This window comes from Microbacterium suwonense, assembly GCF_030296555.1.
GTDB classification, from domain to species: Bacteria; Actinomycetota; Actinomycetes; order Actinomycetales; family Microbacteriaceae; genus Microbacterium; species Microbacterium suwonense.
This window is the reverse complement of the sequence record NZ_AP027728.1, coordinates 1,327,015-1,348,178: the sequence shown is the minus strand read 5'-3', so window position 1 is coordinate 1,348,178 and position 21,164 is coordinate 1,327,015. Positions and strand designations below refer to the sequence as shown.

19 protein-coding genes and 1 pseudogene are annotated in these 21,164 nt (G+C 68.0%); 15 read left to right on the top strand and 5 right to left on the bottom strand.

The features are described from left to right. Positions 1–73: 73 nt before the first annotated feature. Positions 74–1,273, bottom strand: coding sequence for an aminotransferase class I/II-fold pyridoxal phosphate-dependent enzyme (locus QUE33_RS06830; RefSeq protein ID WP_286302705.1), 1,200 nt, complete (start codon positions 1,271–1,273; stop codon positions 74–76). Positions 1,274–1,370: 97 nt separating this feature from the next. Between QUE33_RS06830 and QUE33_RS06825 the strand changes: the two genes are divergently transcribed. The 3 genes from QUE33_RS06825 (at position 1,371) to QUE33_RS06815 (ending at position 5,726) form a co-directional block, all read left to right on the top strand. After that, the gene (locus QUE33_RS06825; protein WP_286302704.1) at positions 1,371–2,963 is read left to right on the top strand and encodes a trypsin-like peptidase domain-containing protein; all 1,593 of its coding nucleotides are present in this window, start codon (positions 1,371–1,373) and stop codon (positions 2,961–2,963) included. Positions 2,964–3,039: 76 nt separating this feature from the next. Next, positions 3,040–4,293 carry a CDP-glycerol glycerophosphotransferase family protein gene (locus QUE33_RS06820; RefSeq protein WP_286302703.1) on the top strand — a complete coding sequence of 418 codons (1,254 nt, stop codon included), beginning with the start codon at positions 3,040–3,042 and terminating at the stop codon, positions 4,291–4,293. Beyond that, positions 4,290–5,726 carry a CDP-glycerol glycerophosphotransferase family protein gene (locus tag QUE33_RS06815; RefSeq protein WP_286302702.1) on the top strand — a complete coding sequence of 479 codons (1,437 nt, stop codon included), beginning with the start codon at positions 4,290–4,292 and terminating at the stop codon, positions 5,724–5,726. The genes QUE33_RS06820 and QUE33_RS06815 overlap by 4 nt, the downstream gene beginning before the upstream one ends. 11 nt (positions 5,727–5,737) lie before the next feature. Here QUE33_RS06815 and QUE33_RS06810 read toward each other — a convergent pair. Then, positions 5,738–6,819 (bottom strand): annotated as a pseudogene (locus QUE33_RS06810) (glycosyltransferase family 2 protein). A 69-nt stretch (positions 6,820–6,888) separates the two neighbouring features. On the opposite strand from QUE33_RS06810, the gene QUE33_RS06805 reads away from it, so the two are divergent. From QUE33_RS06805 to QUE33_RS06780, 6 genes are all read left to right on the top strand, one after another. Beyond that, the gene (locus QUE33_RS06805; RefSeq protein WP_286302701.1) at positions 6,889–8,169 is read left to right on the top strand and encodes a hypothetical protein; all 1,281 of its coding nucleotides are present in this window, start codon (positions 6,889–6,891) and stop codon (positions 8,167–8,169) included. Continuing rightward, positions 8,170–8,934 carry a biotin--[acetyl-CoA-carboxylase] ligase gene (locus QUE33_RS06800; protein WP_286302700.1) on the top strand — a complete coding sequence of 255 codons (765 nt, stop codon included), beginning with the start codon at positions 8,170–8,172 and terminating at the stop codon, positions 8,932–8,934. An 85-nt stretch (positions 8,935–9,019) separates the two neighbouring features. Continuing rightward, positions 9,020–9,559, top strand: coding sequence for a PH domain-containing protein (locus tag QUE33_RS06795; RefSeq protein WP_378762309.1), 540 nt, complete (start codon positions 9,020–9,022; stop codon positions 9,557–9,559). 73 nt (positions 9,560–9,632) lie between these two features. After that, positions 9,633–10,757 (top strand): 5-(carboxyamino)imidazole ribonucleotide synthase, encoded by a 1,125-nt coding sequence (locus QUE33_RS06790; RefSeq protein ID WP_286302697.1) that lies wholly within the window; start codon positions 9,633–9,635, stop codon positions 10,755–10,757. Positions 10,758–10,884: 127 nt separating this feature from the next. Then, positions 10,885–11,352 carry a 5-(carboxyamino)imidazole ribonucleotide mutase gene (gene purE / locus QUE33_RS06785; RefSeq protein ID WP_286303085.1) on the top strand — a complete coding sequence of 156 codons (468 nt, stop codon included), beginning with the start codon at positions 10,885–10,887 and terminating at the stop codon, positions 11,350–11,352. A 32-nt stretch (positions 11,353–11,384) separates the two neighbouring features. Further along, a complete protein-coding gene (locus QUE33_RS06780) occupies positions 11,385–12,803 on the top strand; it encodes an LCP family protein (protein WP_378762313.1) in 1,419 nt (472 codons plus the stop codon). Between the two features lie 180 nt (positions 12,804–12,983). Here QUE33_RS06780 and QUE33_RS06775 read toward each other — a convergent pair whose 3' ends face one another. Next, positions 12,984–13,121, bottom strand: a complete 138-nt coding sequence (locus QUE33_RS06775) for a hypothetical protein (protein ID WP_286302693.1) — start codon at positions 13,119–13,121, stop codon at positions 12,984–12,986. A gap of 23 nt (positions 13,122–13,144) precedes the next feature. Between QUE33_RS06775 and QUE33_RS06770 the strand changes: the two genes are divergently transcribed. Together QUE33_RS06770 and QUE33_RS06765 are read left to right on the top strand one after the other, a co-directional pair. Next, on the top strand, positions 13,145–13,765 hold the full coding sequence (locus QUE33_RS06770) for a glycosyltransferase (RefSeq protein ID WP_286302691.1): 621 nt from the start codon (positions 13,145–13,147) through the stop codon (positions 13,763–13,765). Beyond that, the gene (locus QUE33_RS06765) at positions 13,750–13,932 is read left to right on the top strand and encodes a hypothetical protein (protein WP_286302689.1); all 183 of its coding nucleotides are present in this window, start codon (positions 13,750–13,752) and stop codon (positions 13,930–13,932) included. Before QUE33_RS06770 ends, QUE33_RS06765 begins: the two co-directional genes overlap by 16 nt. Positions 13,933–13,943: 11 nt before the next feature. Here the strand turns inward: QUE33_RS06765 and QUE33_RS06760 are convergent, their stop codons facing one another. Continuing rightward, positions 13,944–14,678, bottom strand: coding sequence for an ABC transporter ATP-binding protein (locus QUE33_RS06760; RefSeq protein ID WP_286302687.1), 735 nt, complete (start codon positions 14,676–14,678; stop codon positions 13,944–13,946). Next, a complete protein-coding gene (locus QUE33_RS06755) occupies positions 14,662–15,417 on the bottom strand; it encodes an ABC transporter permease (protein ID WP_350226531.1) in 756 nt (251 codons plus the stop codon). The genes QUE33_RS06760 and QUE33_RS06755 overlap by 17 nt, the downstream gene beginning before the upstream one ends. 303 nt (positions 15,418–15,720) lie before the next feature. Between QUE33_RS06755 and QUE33_RS06750 the strand changes: the two genes are divergently transcribed. The 4 genes from QUE33_RS06750 to QUE33_RS06735 are packed head-to-tail and all read left to right on the top strand — an operon-like array spanning position 15,721 to position 21,151. After that, positions 15,721–17,403, top strand: coding sequence for a glycosyltransferase (locus tag QUE33_RS06750; RefSeq protein WP_286302685.1), 1,683 nt, complete (start codon positions 15,721–15,723; stop codon positions 17,401–17,403). Beyond that, the gene (locus QUE33_RS06745; RefSeq protein WP_286302683.1) at positions 17,397–18,296 is read left to right on the top strand and encodes a glycosyltransferase family 2 protein; all 900 of its coding nucleotides are present in this window, start codon (positions 17,397–17,399) and stop codon (positions 18,294–18,296) included. Before QUE33_RS06750 ends, QUE33_RS06745 begins: the two co-directional genes overlap by 7 nt. After that, positions 18,297–20,264: a DUF6541 family protein gene (locus tag QUE33_RS06740; RefSeq protein WP_350226530.1), complete on the top strand. Its 1,968-nt coding sequence runs from the start codon at positions 18,297–18,299 to the stop codon at positions 20,262–20,264. Further along, positions 20,261–21,151: a glycosyltransferase gene (locus QUE33_RS06735; RefSeq protein WP_286302680.1), complete on the top strand. Its 891-nt coding sequence runs from the start codon at positions 20,261–20,263 to the stop codon at positions 21,149–21,151. Before QUE33_RS06740 ends, QUE33_RS06735 begins: the two co-directional genes overlap by 4 nt. Positions 21,152–21,164 lie beyond the last annotated feature (13 nt).

The following is a 21,164-nucleotide window of genomic DNA, read 5'->3' as shown; positions in this document are numbered from 1 at the left end:
CCTCAGGCCGGGCGGATGCGGCGTGTTGCGCCACCTGAAGCTGGGGGCCTGGGAGCCAGGAACAGCCGAGGGGTCAGCGCAGCGTCGCGAGGCGGGAGGCCGCCTCCTCGAGCACCTCGATGCGCTTGCATGCCGCGAACCGCACCAGGCCGGCATAGCCGGCATGGTGTTCCGGTGCCACGAACGCACTGATCGGGATGGCGACCACTCCCACCCGGCCCGGCAGTGCGCGGCAGAACTCCGCGGCATCCGCGCCGCCCAGCGCCGTGGCATCGGCGACGGTGAAGTACCCGCCCTGCGGGGAGTGCACCTCGAATCCTGCGGTGCGCAGGGCATCGCCGAGCACCTCGTGCTTGTGCAGCAGCACGGCCGCCGCGTCGGCGAAATACGAGTCGGGCAGTCGCAGTCCCACGGCGATCGCCGGTTGGAAGGCCGAGCCGTTGACGTAGGTGAGGTACTGCTTCACGGTGAGCACCGCGGTGATCAACTCGGCGGGCCCGTGCACCCAGCCGATCTTCCAGCCCGTCGCAGAGAAGGTCTTCCCGCCCGAGGAGATCGTCAGGGTGCGCTCGACGGCACCGGGCAGGGTGGCGATCGGCACGTGCGGGGCGTGGAAGGACAGGTGCTCGTACACCTCGTCGGTGACGATGATCGCGTCGTGCTTCTGCGCCAGGCGCACGATCTCGGTCTGCACCTCGGATGCGAACACTGCACCGGTCGGATTGTGCGGGTCGTTCACGAGGATGATCCGGGTGCGGTCGTTCACGACGGAGGCCAGCCGATCGAGATCGGGCTGGAAATCGGGGCGCCGCAGCGGCACGGTGCGCAGCCGGGCGCCGGCCAGCGCCACGACTGCAGCGTAGGAGTCGTAATAGGGCTCGAAGACGACCACCTCGTCGTCGGGGGAGTCGATCAGCGCGAGCAGTGCGGCCGTCAGCGCCTCGGTCGCCCCCGCCGTGACCAGCACCTCGGTGTCGGGGTCGACGACCAGCCCGTAGAAGCGCTGCTGATGCTCGCTGACAGCGGTGCGCAGGTCGGGGATTCCGCGCCCGGGCGGATACTGATTCGCGCCCTGCGCGATGGCTTCCCGCGCAGCCTCGAGCACCGCCGCGGGGCCGTCTTCATCGGGAAAGCCCTGCCCGAGATTGATCGCATCGAATCGCACCGCAGCGGCCGACATCTCTGCGAAGATGGTGGGCGCGACCTCTCCCGCGGGGGAGAGCAGACCTGCTCCTGCGGCGGTTCGCCGCCAGGCACCGGGAATGTTGTCCATGCAGAACAGGCTAAGACCATAGCGGACATCCATCTTCGCCATATGAAAAGCACAGACTGACTTGTCACTCTGATGATGCGCCTGGAAGGAGCAGATCATGAACGACAACAACACCAGCGGTGACATCCCCGCCCCCGAGGCTCCGCACGCCGCGTCGGCCCCCGGAAGCCCTGCCCCGAGCGGCCCCGACTCCTCGTCGGCACAGGCCCCGGCACCCACGCAGGCCCCGGCACCCACGCAGGCCCCGGCCTGGCAGTCGCCGGCCGGTGCACCTGCTCACCAGGCGACGGCTCCTGCCGGCCAGCCCGCGTACACCGATCCCGCGCACGCCGCATCGCACCTGACAGGGTCGTCCTTCGGAGGATTCGGACAGCCGATGACCTCCGCCGGCGCACCGACCCAGCCGCTGGGCCCGACGCTCGGCGCCCCGGCTTCGACCGGCTCTCAGAACAAGGGCGGCGGAGCGGTCAAGGTCGCAGGGCTTCTGCTCGCCGCAGCTCTCGTGGGAGGCGTGGCAGGATTCGGGGGCCACGCGCTCGGCGTCGCGGTGCTCGACCAGCCCACCTCGCAGTCGGCCACCGGCCCGCAGACCGTCACAGTGAACAATCCCGGCTCGGTCAACGAGACCACCGCGGTCGCCACCGAGGTGCTCCCCTCGGTCGTGACGATCGAGGTGGCCGGATCCCGGGCATCCGGCAGCGGATCCGGCGTCATCCTGAACAAGAACGGCTACGTGCTCACCAACACGCACGTGGTCACCCTCGGCGGCGAGGTGGCCGACCCCACCATCCGCGTCACGACTTCCGACGGTCGCATCTACTCGGCGAGCGTGGTCGGCACCGACCCGATCTACGACCTCGCCGTCATCAAGCTCGACAACGCAACCGACCTGACGCCCATCGAGTTCGGTGACTCGTCCGCGCTCAACGTAGGCGACACGGCTGTGGCCGTCGGCGCACCGCTCGGGCTGTCGAACTCGGTGACCACAGGAATCGTCAGCGCGCTGAACCGCAGCATCCAGGTCGCCTCCTCCGCCGTGCCCGACACCACGCCCGACGCTCAGCAGCCCGGTGACGGCGGTGACGGCGACAGCGACGGCGGCAATCCGTTCCAGTTCGACATTCCCGGGCTGGGCACCCAGCAGCAGCCCAAGCAGTCCATCTCGATCTCGGTCATCCAGACCGACGCCGCCATCAACCCCGGCAACTCCGGCGGCGCGCTGGTGGACAGCAAGGGCCGCCTGATCGGCATCAACGTCGCCATCGCGACCGCCGGCCAATCCTCATCGTCCTCCGGCGAGTCCGGTTCGATCGGCGTCGGCTTCGCCATCCCGGCGAACATCGCCCAGCGCGTGTCCGGCGAGATCATCGAGAACGGCGCAGCCACCCACGGCCTGCTCGGCGCTACGGTGCGCGATGCGTCGTCGATGCAGGACGCAACGGTTGCCGGCGCGGTGATCTCTGCACCCAATGGCGGCGGCTCCGGTGTGACCGCCGGAGGGGCCGCGCAGAAGGCGGGCCTTCAGACCGGAGATGTCATCACCGAGTTCAACGGGGTGCCGATCTCCAGCGCCACCGACCTCACCGCGCAGGTGCGCGCGGAGGCGGCCGGCTCCACGGTGAAGATCGTCTACGTCCGCTCCGGAAAGACCTACACCACCGAGGCGACGCTGGGTCAGCTCAAGCTCTGAGCCCATACGGGAATCCGCCACTCGGATCCCCAGTCGACTGCCAGGACGGGACGCCACCGCGCGATAGGCTCGCGAGGTGGCGTCCTTCTCGTTCGGAACCGGCAACGCGGCCAAGCTGCTCCGGCTGCCGATGTATGCCGTCGGACGCATAGGAACCGCGCTCGTTCCTCGCGGCGGCACCTGGGTGTTCGGCTGTGGAGCCGGAATCGGCGATGGTGCACTCGCCCTGCAGCGCGAGGCACACGCCGCCGGCCATCGCACGCTCTGGCTCACGCGCTCGCCGCAGGAGGAGAAGGATGCCAAGGCCCTCGGCATCCGTACCTGCCGCAGAGACGGACTGCGGGGCTGGTGGGCGACTGCCCGCGCCGGGGTGATCGTCGTCACCCACGGGCTGGGCGACGTGAACCGCTATGGAAGCAGCGACGGCTTCGTCGTGCAGCTGTGGCACGGCATCCCGCTCAAGCGCATCGGCCTGGACTCCCCGGTCACCGCACAGGTGCCGGCGCGGCTGCCGGGCGCGCAGCTGCTGCGTCGCCTGCTGACCGTCGCATATCGCTCGGCCGCGCAGCGCATCCGCGTGCTGCCGGCGGCCTCGCACCGATCACGTGGCCGGCTGGAGTCCGCCTTCGGCCTCGGCGATGATCGCGTCGTCGTCACGGGCGAGCCGCGCGTGGACGTGCTCTCCGCCGGTACCGCTCAGGAGCGACGGGCCACGGCATCCGCTCTGCTGACCCGCACCGGGCCCCTGCTCTCGCAGCAGCGGGTGGTGCTGTACGCGCCCACGTGGCGCGACGGCGCCGCCGATCCTGCCGTGCCGGATGCCGGGCAGTGGGTGCGGATCGTGCGGATGCTGGAGCGGCACGACGCGATCCTGTTCATCCGCTCGCATCCGCTGGGGGAGGGCTCCTACGCTCCGCCATGGTCGAGCGGGCGGGTTCGGATGCTGAGCGCCGAGCTGCTCGCCGATGTCACGCCCGCACTGCCGCGCATGGACGTGCTCGTCACCGACTACTCCTCGATGGCGTACGACGTGGGACTGCTGGCGATGCCGGTGGTGTACCTCGCCCCCGATGTGGAGGCCTATGCGCGCGAGCGCGGCTTCTACGGCCGCTATGAAGACGTCGCCGGCGCCGACTACGCGCGCGACTGGGACGGCGCGATCGATCAGCTCGACGCCGTGCTCGGCGACGACGTGGCGCGGGCCGACCGCGCCCGGCGCTCGGCCGAGCTCAGCGCGCACATGCACGCCCACCGCGATGGGCGCAACGCCCATCGGGTGTACCGAGCGATCCGCGCGCGGGGGATCCCCGCGCCGAAGGGAGCACGATGACCACCGCTCGCATCGATGAGCAGTCGCAGACATTGATCGTCGCGGGAACCGGACCACGCCCGGCATCCGCTGTGTTGACCGGCCCGCGTGCGCGCGTCGTCGCGAAGGTCACCGGCGGCGGCAAGACCTGGAAGGCGACGTTCCCGCTGCACACCGTGCGGTGGGGTGGCGCCGAGCTGCCGCTGCCGTCCGGCCGGTACGAACTCGACATCCCGGATGCCGACCTGGCGGGGCTCGAGGTGGCGCCCACGCTGCTGCCGATCCTGCGCATCGAGGCGCACGGTGCCAGGGTGCTGATCGCGGCGCCGCTGGATCCGGCATATGTCACTGCCGAGGGGCAGCGCACGCTCGAGGAGCGGTACATCTCGCAGATCGGGGCGGACGAGAACGCCGTGTTCTTCGAGAGCTTCTACGGGCAGACCTCCGGCTGCAACCCGCGTGCCATCGATCGGGTGCTCGCCGAGCGCGCGCCGTCGGTGGTTCGATACTGGGCGGTCTCTGACCTGTCGGTGGAGGTGCCCGAGGGCGCGGTCGCCGTCGTGGAGGGTACTCCGGAGTGGTGGCGGGCACGTGGTTCGGCGCGGATGCTGATCGTCAACGACTGGCTGCGTCGCCGGTTCGTGCGCAAGCCTGGCCAGCACGTGCTGCAGACGTGGCACGGCACGCCGTTGAAGCGTCTCGCGCTGCACCGGCCCGGTTTCGATCCGCGCCGCATGGCCGCCGTGGTCAAGGAATCGCGGCGCTGGGACGCGCTGCTCGCGCAGAACGTGTATTCCGCGCGCGTGCTCAGGAAGGCCTATGCGTTCTTCGGCAAGCCCATCTGGACGGACGGATACCCGCGCAATGACATGCTGACCACGGGCGATCCCGCGCCGATCCGTGCGGCGCTGGGTATCGCACCGGACGAGCGGGTGCTGTTGTACGCGCCGACCTGGCGGGACGACCGCTCCGAGATGGTCGACTTCATCGACCCGGCCGAACTGGCGGCCCGCACCGACTCGGTGGTGCTGGTGCGCGGGCACTCCCGTACCCTGCAGCCCGGACGCGACCGGGCCGGCTCCCGGGTGATCGACGTCACCGGCTACCCCGAGACGGCACGGCTGCTGCTGGTCGCCGATGCCCTGATCACCGACTACTCCTCGGTGATGTTCGACTTCAGCATCACCGGGCGGCCGATGTACTTCCTGGTGCCTGATCTGGAGCACTACCGCGGCCAGCTGCGCGGCTTCTACTTCGATCTCGCCGAGCGTGCCCCCGGCCCGCTGGTGACCAGCCAGGACGAGCTGGTGCGCGCGCTCGAGGATCCCGACGGCCCGGGCGCCTACCGTGAGCGATACGCGGCATGGGCCGCGCAGTTCAACCGTCTCGACGATGGCGGGGCTGCAGACCGCGTGGTCTCCCGCATCCTCGACCTCGGCTGGCTGACCGCCTGACGGGCTTGCGATCAGGGGAGCGGGGTGTTGCGGGAGCCGAGGCGGGAGGCGTCGACTGTGTCGCCGGCGCCGCGCAGCACGCCGGCGAGGAACCCCAGACCCCAGGAGATGTGCATCGTGGGCAGCACGGCCAAAGTCCACAGCCGCTCGCGCAGGCCGCGAGGCCCGCGCGCGATCCCCACGCCCGCCAGCCCCACCGCGAGCACCAGCGCCGCGTACGCGATCAGCGGCAGGTAGACGACGGATGCCAGCAGGGATGCGACCGCGCGCAGAACACCCGTCAGCTGCAGGATGCCGATGATGACCGCCAGCGCGGTGAGCACGACCAGCGCAGGCGGGGCGAAGAAGCGCAGACCGTTGCGGCGGCCGTAGCGCCGCACCAGCTCGCCGCGCCAGGCACCCGTCGCACGGAACTGGCGGGCCAGACGCCACCAGCTCTCGCGCGGCCAGTAGGTCACCGACAGCGCCGGATCGAACCAGACCAGGTGCCCGGCCTGCCGGATGCGCAGGTTCAGCTCCCAGTCCTCGCCGCGGCGGATCGTCTCGTCGAACAGGCCGACCTCGTCGAGCACCTCACGCCGCATCACCCCGAGGTACGCCGACTCTGCCTCGCCCTCCGGAGCGCCGCCGTGATAGGCGCCGCCGCCCAGGCCGACCGGCGCGTTGTACAGCCGGGCCACGGCACGCTGGAAGGGCGTGCGGCCGTCGGCGCGCATCACCCCGCCCACGTTGGCGGCCCCGGTGCGCTGCAGCGTCTCCAGGGCCCGGCGGGCATAGCCGGGGAGAGCTCGGAGTGCGCGTCCACGCGGATCACGGTGGGGTGGCTGCTCGCGCGGATGGCGGCGTTCAGACCGACCGGAATGTGCGCCTGAGGGTTCTCGACCAGCAGCAGGCGGTCGTCCTCGGCGGCCAGACGCTGCGCGAGCTCCGTGGTGCCGTCGCTGGAGGGACCGAGCGCCAGCACGAGCTCGGTGGGGCCGTCGACGTCCTGCTCCAGCACCGAGCGCACCGCGTGCTCGAGGTAGTCGATCTCGTTCAGCACGGGCATGATGAACGACACCCCACCGGGGTCGGGCCTGTCATCGTGCTGCATCCGTCGATCATGTCATGCGGCGCGGTCATGGGGTGATGCCCCGTCGAGCGCGGCCCGTATTCTGGAACGATGGGTGTCGTTTCGGATGGGAAGAAGGCGTACCGGCTGCTGGGCAGGGCGCTGGCAACACGATCGGCGGCACAGCGGGTGCAGAGCACCCTGCGCGCCCAGGGCAAGCATCCGGAGGGAACCTACAAAGTCGCCGTGTACTTCGCGGATGCCGCGGTGAACATGTACCAGATGCGTCAGTGGTACAAGCCCCTGCAGAAGCTCGCGGAGCGGTGGCCGGTGGTGGTGCTCTCCCGCAACCCCACCGGTGCCGAGAAGCTCCTGCAGGAGAAGGCGCTGCCGGTGGCCTTCGTGCCCAGGATCAACCAGCTCGAGCGGTTCCTGGCCACCCAGGACATCCGCGTCGTGCTGTACGTGAACCAGAACACGCGCAACTTCCAGATGTTCCGCTATGGGCACCGCTGGCACGTGTTCATCAGCCATGGCGAGTCCGACAAGGTCTATATGGCCAGCAACCAGATCAAGTCCTACGACTTCACCTTCATCGCCGGCCAGGCAGCGCACGACAGGCTCGCCGGTGCGCTGTGGAACTACGACGTCGATGAGCGCGCGCTGCGCATCGGCCGGCCGCAGGCCGACTACTTCGAGGGTCCGCTGCCGTACAGGCCCGATGAGCGGACGGTGGTGCTGTACTCGCCGACATGGGAGGGCGATCGCCAGTCGATGAGCTACGGCTCCGTGCTCAGCCATGGCGTGACCCTCGTCGAGCAGCTGCTCGCCTCCGGGCGCCATCGCGTCATCTACCGGCCGCACCCGCGCACCGGCGTGATGGACGACGCCTACGGTGCGGCGAACCGGAAGATCATCGCCATGATCCGTGCGGCGAACGCCACCGACCCGAGCGCCCAGCACGTCTATGACGACGGTCCGGAGGTCGGCTGGCAGATCGCCGCCGCGGATGTCGCCATCTCGGACATCTCCGCGATGATCTACGACCGCCTGGCCACGGGAAAGCCGCTGCTGGTGACACAGCCGGCGAACCCCCACGCCAAGGTCGACCGCCGCGGCTATCTGTCGGGGTGCGAATGGCTGACCACCGCCGGAGCCGCCGAGGTCGTCGCAGAGGTGGATCGCGTTCTCGCCGACGAGCAGACCGTGGAGCGGCTGCGGGAGTGGTCCACGCACTACTTCGGCGACACCACCCCCGGCGTGGCGACAGCCGAGTTCCACTCCGCGATCGAGCAGCTCATGCAGAAGTGGGAGCAGTGGCACGCGCGGGATGCGATCGAGCCCGAGGACGAGGACGACGACGCCAACGACGACCCGGATGACGAGGCCTGAATGGATCTGACCGGCACGCAGGCACTCGCCTCCCGGCTGCTCGTGCTGCCGGAGTGCGGCTCCACCAACGCCGAGCTGCGCAGGCGGGCGACGGATGCCGAGGCCTGGCCGCACCTGTCGGTGCTGCTCACCGACTCCCAGAGCTCCGGCCGGGGCCGGCTGGATCGCGTCTGGATCGCACCGCCCGGCGCGGCGCTCGCCGTGTCGGTGCTGCTGCGGGCGCTGCCGGCCGACGTCGGTTCGTGGGGCTGGATCCCGCTGGCGGCGGGAGTGGCGATGACGGATGCCGTCGCCGCCCAGCTGCCGGGTCACGACGTCGGCCTGAAGTGGCCCAATGACGTGCTCGTCGACGGACGGAAGATCTGCGGCATCCTCGCCGAGGTCACTCACCGCGCGGTGATCGTGGGCACGGGCGTCAACACGGCGATGACCGCGCAGCAGCTGCCGGTGCCGACCGCGACCTCTTTCGCGGCGCTGGGCGTCGCGGTCGACGTCGACAGGCTGCTCTCCGATTACCTGTCCGGGCTGTCGGCGCTGGTCGAGGCGTTCACTCGCGAAGCAGATGCCGCGGCATCCGGACTGTTCGCCGCTGCCTCGGCCCGCTGCCTGACGCTCGGGCTGGATGTGAACGTGTCGCTGCCGGACGGGAGCGTGCTCGCCGGGCGCGCGGTGCGGCTCGCCGCCGATGGCTGCCTGGTGGTCGACGACGGGCATGTCGAGCGCGAGGTGTCTTCCGGAGACGTCGTGCACGTGCGCCCGGCCTGAGCGGCCTCTGCTCCCGGTGTCCAAGGCGCTGACACGCCGCAGCACGGCTGGCGGTGTTGCCGCCGGTCGCAGGCACAATGGAGGGGTGACCCAGCCTGTGACGCTCGGAGGACGGCCGATGATGCCGCCGCACGGTGCGCCCGTCGAAGAACTGCTGGTCGCCAGATTCCGCAGCCATGCCCGCCGCCTGTTCTGGTCGGCCGTGGTGCTGATCGGCGTCTGCGGCGCGACCGCATATTTCTACGACAACCTGCCGTCGGGGTTCGAGGACTGGATGCTGCTCGCCGCGGCTGCTGCAGCGATCGTGCTGCTGGTGATCGTACCGTTCCTGATCTGGCTCTCGCGGTCGTACACGATCACCACCCGTCGCGTGATCGTGCGCGACGGGCTGGGGGCCAGGAGCCGGCGCGAGCTCTCGCACACCCGCGGCTATTCGATCGGCGTGCGTCGCGGGATCATCCAGCGGATGTGGGGAGCCGGGACGATCACGCTGAGCAACGGCATCGATGCCCCGCTGCGGCTGGTCAACGTGCCCAGTGTCAACCTCGTGCACGAGGTGCTCGCGGATCAGATCGAGGTGAACCAGATCCTCGCGCATCGCGACGCCCAGTCCGGTCAGGCGTAGCATCCGTCGCACACGGCGGAACGTGATCGGCCGGCGGATGCGGGAGAATGGTCACCGACGAGAGGAGCCGCGGATGACGGTGCGCGTGGGAGTGATCGGCGGGGGACAGCTGGCGAGGATGATGATCGCGCCGGCGGTCGAACTGGGCCTGGACCTTCGAGTGCTGGCCGAGGACGAGGGCATGTCCGCTCAGCTGGCGGCCACGGCGGTCGGCGACTACCGCGATCTGGAGACCGTGCGCGCGTTCGTCCGCGATGTCGATGTCGTCACCTTCGACCACGAGCACGTTCCGCAGGAGGTGCTGCGTGCGCTGGTCGCCGACGGCGTGCAGGTGCACCCGGGGCCGGACGCCCTGCAGTTCGCCCAGGACAAGCTGGTCATGCGCGCTCGGCTCGCCGAGCTCGGCATCCCGCAGCCGGACTGGGCGCCGGTGCGCGACGCCGAGGAGCTGCAGCGCTTCATCGACGATCACGGCGGCGGTGCCGTGGTCAAGACGCCGCGCGGCGGATACGACGGCAAGGGCGTGCGGGTGGTGCATGCGGGTGCGGATGCCGCCAACTGGTTCGATGCGCTCACCGGCGATGACGCACTGCTCGCCGAGGAGCTGGTGTCGTTCCGGCGTGAACTGGCACAGCAGGTGGCACGCCGCCCCGGCGGGCAGATGGTCGCCTATCCGGTGGTCGAGACCGTGCAGCGCGATGGGGTGTGCGCCGAGGTCATTGCGCCGGCCCCCGGCACCGGGGCCCGGCTGGTCGAGGTCGCCGAGCAGATCGGCCGGGCCATCGCCGAAGGAGTGGGCGTGACCGGGATGCTGGCCGTCGAGCTCTTCGAGACCGATGACGAGCGCATTCTGGTGAACGAGCTGGCGATGCGCCCGCACAACAGCGGCCACTGGAGCCAGGACGGCGCCGTGACCGGGCAGTTCGAGCAGCACCTGCGCGCCGTCGCGGATCTGCCGCTGGGTGGCACGGAACCACGTGCCCCGTGGACCGTGATGGTCAACATCCTCGGCGGGCCCGAGGACGGCGCGCTGGAGGATCGGTTCGCGCAGGCGATGGAGGAGCACCCGGATGCCAAGGTGCACACCTACGGCAAGACGCCCCGCCCGGGTCGCAAGGTCGGTCATGTGAACGTGGTCGGCGACGACCTGGACGATGCCGTCTACACGGCCCGTGCCACCGTCACGCAGTTCCTCTGATGTCGACCCGCCGGTCGCATGGTGTGGCGCAGGCGTGCCGCTGCCGGGAACTCACAGGGCCGCGCCGTAGCCTGTCATGGTGACTGAGCCGCTGCATTCCTCCTCTTCGCCCCTGGTCGGCGTCGTCATGGGTTCCGACTCCGACTGGCGCGTGATGAGCGATGCCTCGCAGGCGCTCACCGACTTCGGCATCCCGCACGAGGTGGAGGTGGTCTCGGCGCACCGCACGCCCGACAAGCTGATGAGCTACGGCCGCGAGGCACGGGCGCGCGGCATCCGGGCGATCATCGCCGGTGCCGGCGGCGCTGCGCACCTGCCCGGGATGCTGGCATCCGTCACCGCCGTGCCGGTGATCGGCGTGCCGGTGCCGCTCGCCTACCTGGACGGGATGGACTCGCTGCTGTCGATCGTGCAGATGCCGGCCGGCATCCCCGTCGCGACGGTGTCGATCGGCGGCGCCCGCAACGCCGGCATCCTCGCCGCTCGCATACTCGGAACATCGGATGCCGACCTCGCAGACCGCGTCGAGGCGTATGCCCGCGATCTCGAGGGTCAGGTGGAGCTGAAGAACCGGCGGTTGAAGGACTCGCTGTGACCCTGGCGGCTCCACGCGCTTCGGAGCGGAGCGTGCGCCCGCTGATCGAGACGCATCCGATCCGGCATCCGGATCCGCAGGATGCGGATGCCATGGGTCGGCGCGCCTGGTGGCTGATCGTGCTGAACGTGCTGATCCCCGGTTCGGCGCAGGTGCTGGCCGGCAGCAGACGGCTCGGACGCTTCGGGCTCGGAGCGACCCTGTTCGGCTGGGCAGTCATCATCATCGCGGCCGGGCTGGCGCTGTTCTCCCGCCAGAGCGTGATCTGGCTCGTCTCCGGCCCGCTCTCATGGTTCGTGCTCACCCTCGTGCAGGTGCTGCTGGTGGGCTACCTGGTGCTGTGGATCGTCCTCACCCTCGACACGCTGCGGCTGCTGCGGGTGATCAAGCTGCCCGTGATCACCCGGTGGGCGGCGCCGATCGCATCCGTGCTCGTGCTCGCTCTGATCGGCTCCGGTGTCGTGTTCGCCGCCGGGGCGGTGGCGTCCGGACGCGGCGCGCTCGGCACGGTCTTCGGCAACAGCGGGCCGAGCCTGCCGCCCAGCGACGGCTACTACAACATCCTGCTGCTCGGTGCCGACAGCGGCGACGGCCGCGACTCGATGCGCTTCGACAGCATCTCGGTGGTCTCGGTGAACGCGACCACGGGCGCGATGACGATCACCGGCATCCCGCGGGAGATGCCGCACCCGCCGTTCAGCGAGGGCAGTCCGATGCGCGCGCTGTACCCTGATGGGTTCGAGTCGCACAGCGACAAGACGTGCGGGTGGAACCCGTGGATGAACCAGGTGCGCAATGCGGCCGAGGTGTGCCGCGAGGACCACGGCGCGGGACTGTATCCGGATGCCGCGCTGCACGGCTCCGCACCGGGCATCGAGGCCACCAAGGACGCGGCAGAGGGCGTGCTGGGCATCGAGATCCCGTACTATGCCTTCGTCGACATGAACGGCTTCGCCGACCTCGTCGACGCCCTCGGCGGGGTGGACATCACCGTCACCGAGCGCCTGCCCAAGGGCGGTCCGCCGCCCGGGTCGGGTGCGCACGACGTCGACGACTGGGCGATCGGCTGGATCGAGCCCGGCGAGCAGCACATGGACGGCGACACCGCGCAGTGGTATGCACGCTCGAGGTACACCACCAGCGACTACGACCGCATGAAGCGGCAGCGCCAGCTGCAGGAGGCGATCCTCGCGCAGTTCACTCCCGAGAACGTGCTGGCGAACTTCGGCGCGGTGATGGATGCGAGCACGGCGCTGGCCTCGACCGATCTGCCGCAGGACAAGCTGCCGGAGTTCTTCGATCTGATGATGAAGGCGAAGGCGCAGCCGGTGACGCGGATCGAGCTGACGCCCGAGAACGGAATCGATGAGAAGGATCCGGACTACGAGCTGGTGCGCGAGATGGTGCATGATGCCCTGCATCCGCCGAAGAAGGAGACTCCCGAGAGCTGACCGGGGTGTGACGGCGCCGCCTCGGGGAATCCGCGCCCGCCTCGCCTAGGCTGACTTCATGAGTGTGCAGCTTCGCGTCGTGCTGGATCAGGCGTCGCAGGTCGTGAACGTCGATCAGGCGCGTGCGGCCCTGTCGCTGACGGCGGGGCTGGTAGCCACGGCCCCCGCGGCTGCGTCGTCTCAGCGCTCGTTCCCCGCGGTGGCGAGGTGCACGTGCGCGGTGTGCAGGACGTGCGCACGCTGTCCCTCGGGCGGCAGGAGCTGGCTGCGGCCTGGCAGCTGGGCATCGCCCCCGGCGTGGGCGGCGGGCTCATCCACGCCCCGAGCCTGATGGCCCCCTCGTGCGGCACGACCGAACCCACGACGCGCACCAGATCACCGTGACGCTGTGGGACCTGTGCGCCTGGGAGATGCCCGACGCGCTGCCGAAGGCGCGGGTCTCGTGGCAGCGGGCGATGCTCAAGAGGGCGGTGAAGCACGCGGATGCCGTCGTGGTGCCCTCGCATGCGATGGCGCAGGAGCTCGGCGAGATCGCGAAGCTGGGTGATCGTATCCGGGTGATCGCAGGCGCGGCTCCGGACGGCTTCCGGATGCCGTCGGATGCTGCTGCGCGGCGGGAGGCGCTGCAGCTGCCGGACCGCTACGTCGTGATCGCAGGGGAGGGTGAGTCGCTGGCTGCCGGCTTCCGCGCGGCAGCACGGGCTGGGGCGGAAGGCGTCGTGCTGGATGCCGTGGAGGGGACGGAGCCGGCGCTGGCGGATGCCGCGGCGGCTGCCGGACTGTCCGAGCAGCGAGCGCACATCCGCGGCCGGCTGGATGATGCGGATCGCGCGAGCGTGCTCGGCGGAGCGGCGGCGTTCGTCGCGACCTCGGAGCACACGGCGTGGCCGTGGCGCGCCGTCGAGGCGATGGCGCTCGCGATCCCTGTGGTCGCGGTCGACTCGGGGTGCACCGCGATGTGATCGCCGACGGGGGAGCGGTGGTGCAGGCTGCAGAACTCGAAGACGCGCTCGTCGACGCCCTCGGTGCAGGCGGGAGGCGTCTGCGCGTGCTGGCGTCCGATCGAGCCAGGGCGTTCTCCTGGCCGAGCAGCGCTGAGCGTCTCTGGGCGCTGCACGCAGAACTCTGAAAGGCCGCGGCTCAGGTGCGCATGACCTCGACGGCTTGTGTGCTCGGGCCGTCGAAGAGCACCTTTCCATCCCGGAGCAGAACGCCGCGGTCACATAGTTTCGAGACCATATCCAGATCGTGGCTCACCACCACCAGCGTCTTGCCCTCTGCATGCAGTTCGCGGATGCGGGTGAGGCACTTCTTCTGGAAGGGCTCGTCGCCGACGGAGAGGATCTCGTCGATGAGAAGAACGTCGACCTCCGTGTGGATGGCCACGGAGAAGGCCAGCCTGAGGAACATGCCCGAGGAGTAGTGCTTCACCTCGGTGTCGATGAATCTCTCGATCTCGCTGAAGTCGACGATGGACTCGAATCGAGCATCGATCTCCTTCTTCGACATCCCGAGAATCGCTGCATTCAGGTAGATGTTCTCCCGTCCGGAGAGATCGGGATGGAAACCGGCCCCCACTTCGATGAGTCCGGCGACGCGTCCGCGCGTGAGGATGCTGCCCGAGTCGGGTGTCAGCACACCCGAGATGAGTTTGAGCATGGTTGATTTGCCGGAGCCGTTGAATCCGAGCAGTGCGACGGCCTCACCCTCGGCGATCTCGAACGAGACACCGTCGAGAGCTCGGAACTGCGTTGTCAAGGGCTTCCGGCGGACCGCGGCGAGAGCAGTCTCCTTGATCGAGTGCGTGTGACGGAGTTTGAACTCCTTGCGCACGTCCCTGACGACGATCCTCGGAGTTTCAGAGATCCTGCGCAAAGCGACCCTCCAGCCGGCGGAAGACGAACTGGCCCAGCACCAGCATGACGAATGACGTGAGCACGGCGACACCGGCGAAGGTCCACAGATCGGGCTGGACGGCGCCGTTACTCGGTCCAAGGGGATACCAGATGCCGTAGTGGAAGAGTTCGACGGCGGAGGTGAGGGGGTTGAGCCTGTACAGCGTGAAGAGCCAGTCCGGGACGACGTTGGCGACCGCAGTCCACTCGTACATCACGGGCGATGCCCAGATCGCCACCATCACGATGATCTCGACGAAGCTCTGAGCATCGCGGAAGGAGACGTTGATGGAGCCGAAGAGCAGGCCGAGGCCGCTCGCGAGCACGGCCACGATCACGAGCGCGAGAAGGATCGCGGCGAACGAGAGCAGGGACGGGGTCCAGCCGAAGAACACGGCGATAACCATCACCACGATGATCTGCGGGACAGTGTTCACCGCGGCGATCAGCATGCTCGCGACCGGGAACATCTCTCGAGGGAGGTAGATCTTCTTGATGAGCGCGGCATTGTCCACCAGTGAACGGGTGCCGTTCGAGAACGCCTCGTTGAAGAAGGTCACGATCGTGATGCCGGCGAGCAGATAGATCGGGAAGTAGTCGACGCGGCCGTTCATGCCGAGGAACACGCCGATGGCGAAATAGAAGACGACGAACTGCAGCAATGGCTTGACGTACGACCACAGCCAGCCGAGGACGGATCCGCGGTAGCGGATCTGCACTTCCTTCCTCACCAGAAGGGACAGCAGATATCGGTGCCGGAAAACTTCGGCGAGTCCTCGCTGTGAGGCGGGTCGGACGAGCTTCGAGTCGTCGTCCTTCATACGCGTGTCGGGCACCGCGACATAACCTCCGTCTGCTCGCCGATCGACGAGCGCCGCATGCCATCTTAGAAGCTCGATGCTCCGGGGGCGGTGACAGTGAGCACGGCGCGTGCCCGGCCGTCGTTGCCAGCGATCCCGAAGCAACGCCCCAGTAGACTCTGCGGAGTTGTGTACTGATCTCTGCACCGGAAAGCTCCCCACGTGACTCTCAAGCATCTGCACGGCCTGCCGGCCCTTTTCGAGATCGAGGAAGCGACGCTCGATGCGATGACGGAACGTGAGCGGCGGCTGCTGGTCGGAGCATTGAACTTCCACGCGCTGATGGCCCCCGGCCGCTTCCTCGACGTCCATCTCTACGGCGGTTCGATCGAGACGCTTCCGCGCACCACCGATGATTCGACGTTCTCCGGCCTGTCGCGAGAGAACAGGCAACGCACCGCCAGCGTCCGCATCCGCAGCCTGGTCGACCACGAGGACCGAATCGCGGGTCCAGCCGAGAAGGCAGCGGAGGAGCTCATCCAGCGGCCGACTCGGCACATCCACATACCATCGGATGCGGTGCTCGCACACGACCCCATCCGTCCCGCCCGAACCGACCTGGTGGGCCGGGTCGCCCGGAAGGTCAAGGCGAAGACCCCACTGTGGTACGACGAAGCTCGGGACCTCGCCTTGGCGCGAGACGTGCGCCGGCTCGGAGTGCAGGCTGAGCGGCAGCGCTACGACCTGGTCTTCCAGGACTCCGACGAAGAGCCCAGGCCGGAGCTGGTGACAGCGCCGGCGGCTCCGGCCGGCGCAGAACCCGCCGTCATCATCGGTGTGCACTGGTTCGAACTGGGCGGTGCAGAACGCTGGGCGTTCGAGACGGTTCGGCTCGTGCGCGAGGCCGGTTTCCTGCCGGTGGTTCTCTCCAACCGCGATTCGCAGCATCCCTGGGTCACACGTGCCGAGTTGGACGGAGCGTTGATCATCCCGTTCTCCGAGGCGACCGTGGATTCGCAGACGCTCGGCGTCGAGCAGCTGCTGAGCGGCATCCTGCGCACTTTCGACGTCAGGGGTGTCGTGGTGCATCACAATCAATGGCTGTACGACCGCCTGGCGTGGATCAGGCGGTCTCGGCCGGAGATCCCGATCGTGGACTCGACGCACATCGTCGAGTATCGCGGCGGTGGCTATCCGCTGAGCAGCGTTCGCGTGACCGACAGCATCACCAAGCACCACGTCATCTCGCCTCGGCTCGCACAGTGGATGACTGACGTTCAGGGAGTTCCCGCAGACAAGGTGGTCATGGCTCCGCTCGGAGGACTCACCATAAAGCCCAAGGATGCGACGTTCGCGGCTCGTCGCGAGGGTGAGCCACTGACCGTCACATTCATCGGGCGGATGGCGCGGCAGAAGGCGCCGGAGGTCTTCGTCTCGATGGCGCGCCGGGTCGCAGCGAAGCGCGACGACGTGCGATTCATCATGCACGGTGATGGCGAGCTGTCTTCGTGGATCGACGATGTGATCGCAGGCATGGGCATGACAGATGCGATCGAGCGCAGGGACTCCAGCGTGCCCGTTCCCGTGACCCTGGGCGAGTCCCACGTGCTCGTCGTCTCGTCGCACAACGAGGGCCTGACATTGACGACGCTGGAAGCGATTACGATGGGCGTGCCCGTGGTATCCACCGACGTCGGCGCCCAGTCCGACGTCGTTCCGCCATCCGCGCTTGTCCCCCGGGATGTGCACCGTGCTGCCCGAGGGCTCGCTGCTCGCGTACTGGCGCTCGCCGACGACGAGGGCGAGCGAGAGTCGCTCTGGCGCCGGGAACGAAAGGGCGAGAAGAAATTGCTGTCCAAGACGAGTGCGACCGACTGGTTCGCGAAGGAGATCCGCGAATGGTGACCGTGGCCGGCGTCGTCGTGACGTTCAACCGACTGGAGAAGCTGAAGACGGTCATCACCTCCATAGAGGCACAGACGCGTTCCGTCTCCACCCTGTTCGTGATCGACAACGCGTCGACAGACGGAACCGCAGAGTACCTGGCGTCCCTGGAGACCAGCGTTCCCCTCGAAGTCGTGACGATGCCGCAGAATCTCGGCGGCGCCGGCGGATTCTCGGAGGGTATGAAACGCGGATACGCTTCGGGTGCTGACCACGTCTGGATCATGGACGACGATTGCTACCCCCAGCCCGAGGCGCTGGACAGGCTCGTGCGCGGGTTCGACGAATCGGTGGCGGAGCTCGGTGGCGATGTGCCCTATGCGTGCTCGGTGGTGAAGTTCACCGACGGCAGCATCTGTGAGATGAACAACCCGGTGCCCACCTGGGATTGGGGCCGACTGCTGGTCAAGGGGCAGCAGAACGTGATGGTGACGGCGTGCTCGTTCGTGTCGGTGCTCATTCCCCGCTGGGCGATCGCCGAGTACGGTCTGCCGTACTCGGATTATTTCATCTGGTTCGACGATCGCGAGTACACGCTGCGGCTGACTGCGCGCTGCCCGGGGGTGCAGGTGCTCGACAGCGTCGTGGTGCATGACATGGGCGACAACAAGGGCGTCAACTTTGCGATGGTGAACCGCCAGAACTACTGGAAGTTCGCCTATGGTGTGCGCAACGAGTCGTCCTGGCAGCTGCACCACCGCGGGTTCCTGTACTTCCTCGAGTTCGGTGCACGCCTGTTCGTGAGCCTGCACCGCGGCCGAGTGTCGCTCGGATTGCGCGCGAAGATGATGGGACGCTGGCTGAAGGGGATCACGTTCAACCCGAAGGTCGAGCATGTCGAGAAGAGTGTGTGAGTGGTGGGCAGCTTCTTGAACGTCTGGCTGCCATTCCTACCTCCACTTCTGGTCACAGCCGCGATCCTGTTCCTTCCCGGGTTCGTTCTCGGGCTGGCGCTGAGATTACGGGGCTGGTGGCTCGCTTCTGCCAGCGCACCGCTCTCCGTCTCGCTCGTCGTCGTGGCGTCGATGGTCGGCGCATGGACCTCGATTCCGTGGACCGCACTTCCGCTTGTCTCCCTCACTGCGGTCGCGGTTGCCGCTGCCTGGTGCTGGATGCGTTGGATCGGGACGCCAGCCCCTGCTCGCCGTGTCTCCCGTGAACCGCGCAGGACACTGGTGGGCATCATCGCAGTCGCTGCCGGCGTCGTCACGATCGGTCTGATCGTGCTGCGGGGTATGGGCGACCCGGCGTTGATCGCGCAGCGGTACGACAACTTCTTCCACATCAACGCGATCCAGTACGTTCTCGACACCGCGAACGGATCGCCTCTCTGGGTCGGCTCGATGACCGATCCCGGGACTCTGCTCTTCTACCCGTCTGCTTGGCATGCTGTCGGCGCGCTCATCGCCCAGATCTCCGGCTGCAGCGTGCCGATGGCGAGCAACGCTCTCGTCGTCGTAGTCGCGGCGGTCGTGTGGCCGCTGTCGATCATCTTGATGTCACGGGTGCTGTTCGGCGGCGGCATGCTGGTCACTGTGGCCGCCGGTGCGCTCGCAGCGTCGTCGCCCGCGTTTCCGTTCCTGCCGCTGCACTACGGTCCGCTCTACCCGCTGTTCCTCGGCCTCGCGATAGCGCCAGTCGCCATTGCGACGCTCGTCTCGGCGCTTCGGCCGCAGCGGCTCTCGCGACGCCACGATCTGGTGCTGCTCCTTGTCCTGTTGGTTCCGGGTGTCGCAGTCGCTCATCCGGGTGCACTGCTCGCCGTGCTGGCGTTGGGAACGCCCGCCGTTGTGATGCTCGGATGCTGGCTGTGGCGGCATCGGTCGGGACGCCGAGAGCGATTGCTCATCATCGGTGGCGCCGCAGGACTCGTGGTGGTGGCGATGATCGTTCTGCGCTTCCTGCGCCCACCCGCCTCGCAGATCTATTGGCCGGTGACGGGCAGCCTGCCGACGGCGATCGGCGAGGTCGCCGCGGCCGCCGTGTATGGGTATGCGATGGCATACCTCCTCGCGGCTCTCGTGCTCATCGGTGTAGTCGGCGCGTTGCGAAGACGGACTCATGCCCGCATGATCGCACTCGGCATGGGACTCGTCGGGGCGGTGCTGTACGTGGTCGTTGCGGGCTCGCCCTTCGAGGTTCTGCGAACATGGCTGACAGGCCCCTGGTACAACAACGCACCGCGCCTCGCGAGCATCTGGACGCTCGCCGCCGTTCCCCTCGCCGCAAGCGGTGCGGCGCTTGTCGTGCGCTGGCTGATGCGGAACATGCGCAGCAGCGGGCTGCGCGCCGTGACGAGACGCATTCCGGTGACCGCCGGCGTCAGTGTTCTCGCGATCGGGCTCGTAGTGCTCTCGCAGACGAGCGCGATGCGTCAGGCAGCTGCAGATCTGCACTATGTCTACGGTGAAGACGGTGTCGGACCGATCCTGTCCGCAGGCGAGTACAAGCTGCTGGATGAACTCGATGAGTACGTGCCCGAGGATGCCGTCATCGCAGGCGACCCCTGGACCGGGACTTCCTTCGCCTATGGCATCAGCGGGCGAAAGGTGCTCATGCCTCATCTCCTCATGCACGAGACGAAGGCGGCTCGTGTGATCAACGAGACGTTCGCGCAGGATGGCGATGAGCCAGAGGTGTGCCAGGCGCTGAAGAAGACCGGTGTCAGTTACATCCTCGATTTCGATGGACCGGACCTCATGCCCAACGACGGCGGGTTCGACGGTGTCACCGACCTGAAGGGCTCACCCTTTGTCGAGCTTGTCACCTCGGAGCCCGGTGCGAGACTTTACAAGATCACGACATGCGAGTTGGGCCGATGACACACGAGATCTTCGTTCCTTTCTGGGGCGACCCGCAGCTTCTCTTCCAGACCGTGGAGTCCGTTCGGGCGCAGCGATCGACAGATTGGCGGATGACCGTCCTCGATGATTGCTATCCGGACGAGTCCGTTCCCGCGTACTTCTCAGACCTCGACGACTCGCGCGTCCAGTACGTCCGAAACGAGACGAATCTCGGCATCACCGAGAACTACCGCGAAGCGATCCGCCGGGCCACCAGTCCGTTCATAACGATCCTCGGATGCGACGATCTCATGCATGCGAACTATCTCGAGGTCGTTGAGCGGGTCATCGATCAGGTTCCGGACGTCGACGTGATCCAGCCTGGCGTCGTGGTGATCGATGAACACGGCATCCCACGCAAGCCGCTCGTCGACCGGGTCAAGCAGGGGCTGCTGGCTGCGAAGCCGGACGGCGGCATCGCACTGCTTCGAGGCCCGACGATGGCCACGAGTCTGATTCGAGGTGACTGGCTCTACTGGCCGTCCCTCACATTCCGCACAGAGACTCTGAAGCGCATCGACTTCAGAGACGGCCTGCCGATCATCCAGGATCTGGCGCTGCTCATGGATATCGCCTTCGATGGCGGAGCACTGGCATATGCACCGGACATCGCGTTCTCGTACCGTCGCCACCAGGCGAGTGCGTCGCAGAAGACTCTGCTCGACGGCAGACGATTCAGAGACGAGCGCACGTATTACCGTCAAGCTGCGCGACTCGCGAAGGCGAGGGGATGGAGAGGCACATACTGGACCGCGCGTCTGCGCGGTATGTCGCGGCTGCACGCCGTCACCGAGCTGCATCGCGTCCTCCGGCACGGAAGCGGCGCCGGGGTAAGATCGACGCTTGCGCACATCTTCGCCTTCTGACATTTTCCGACCG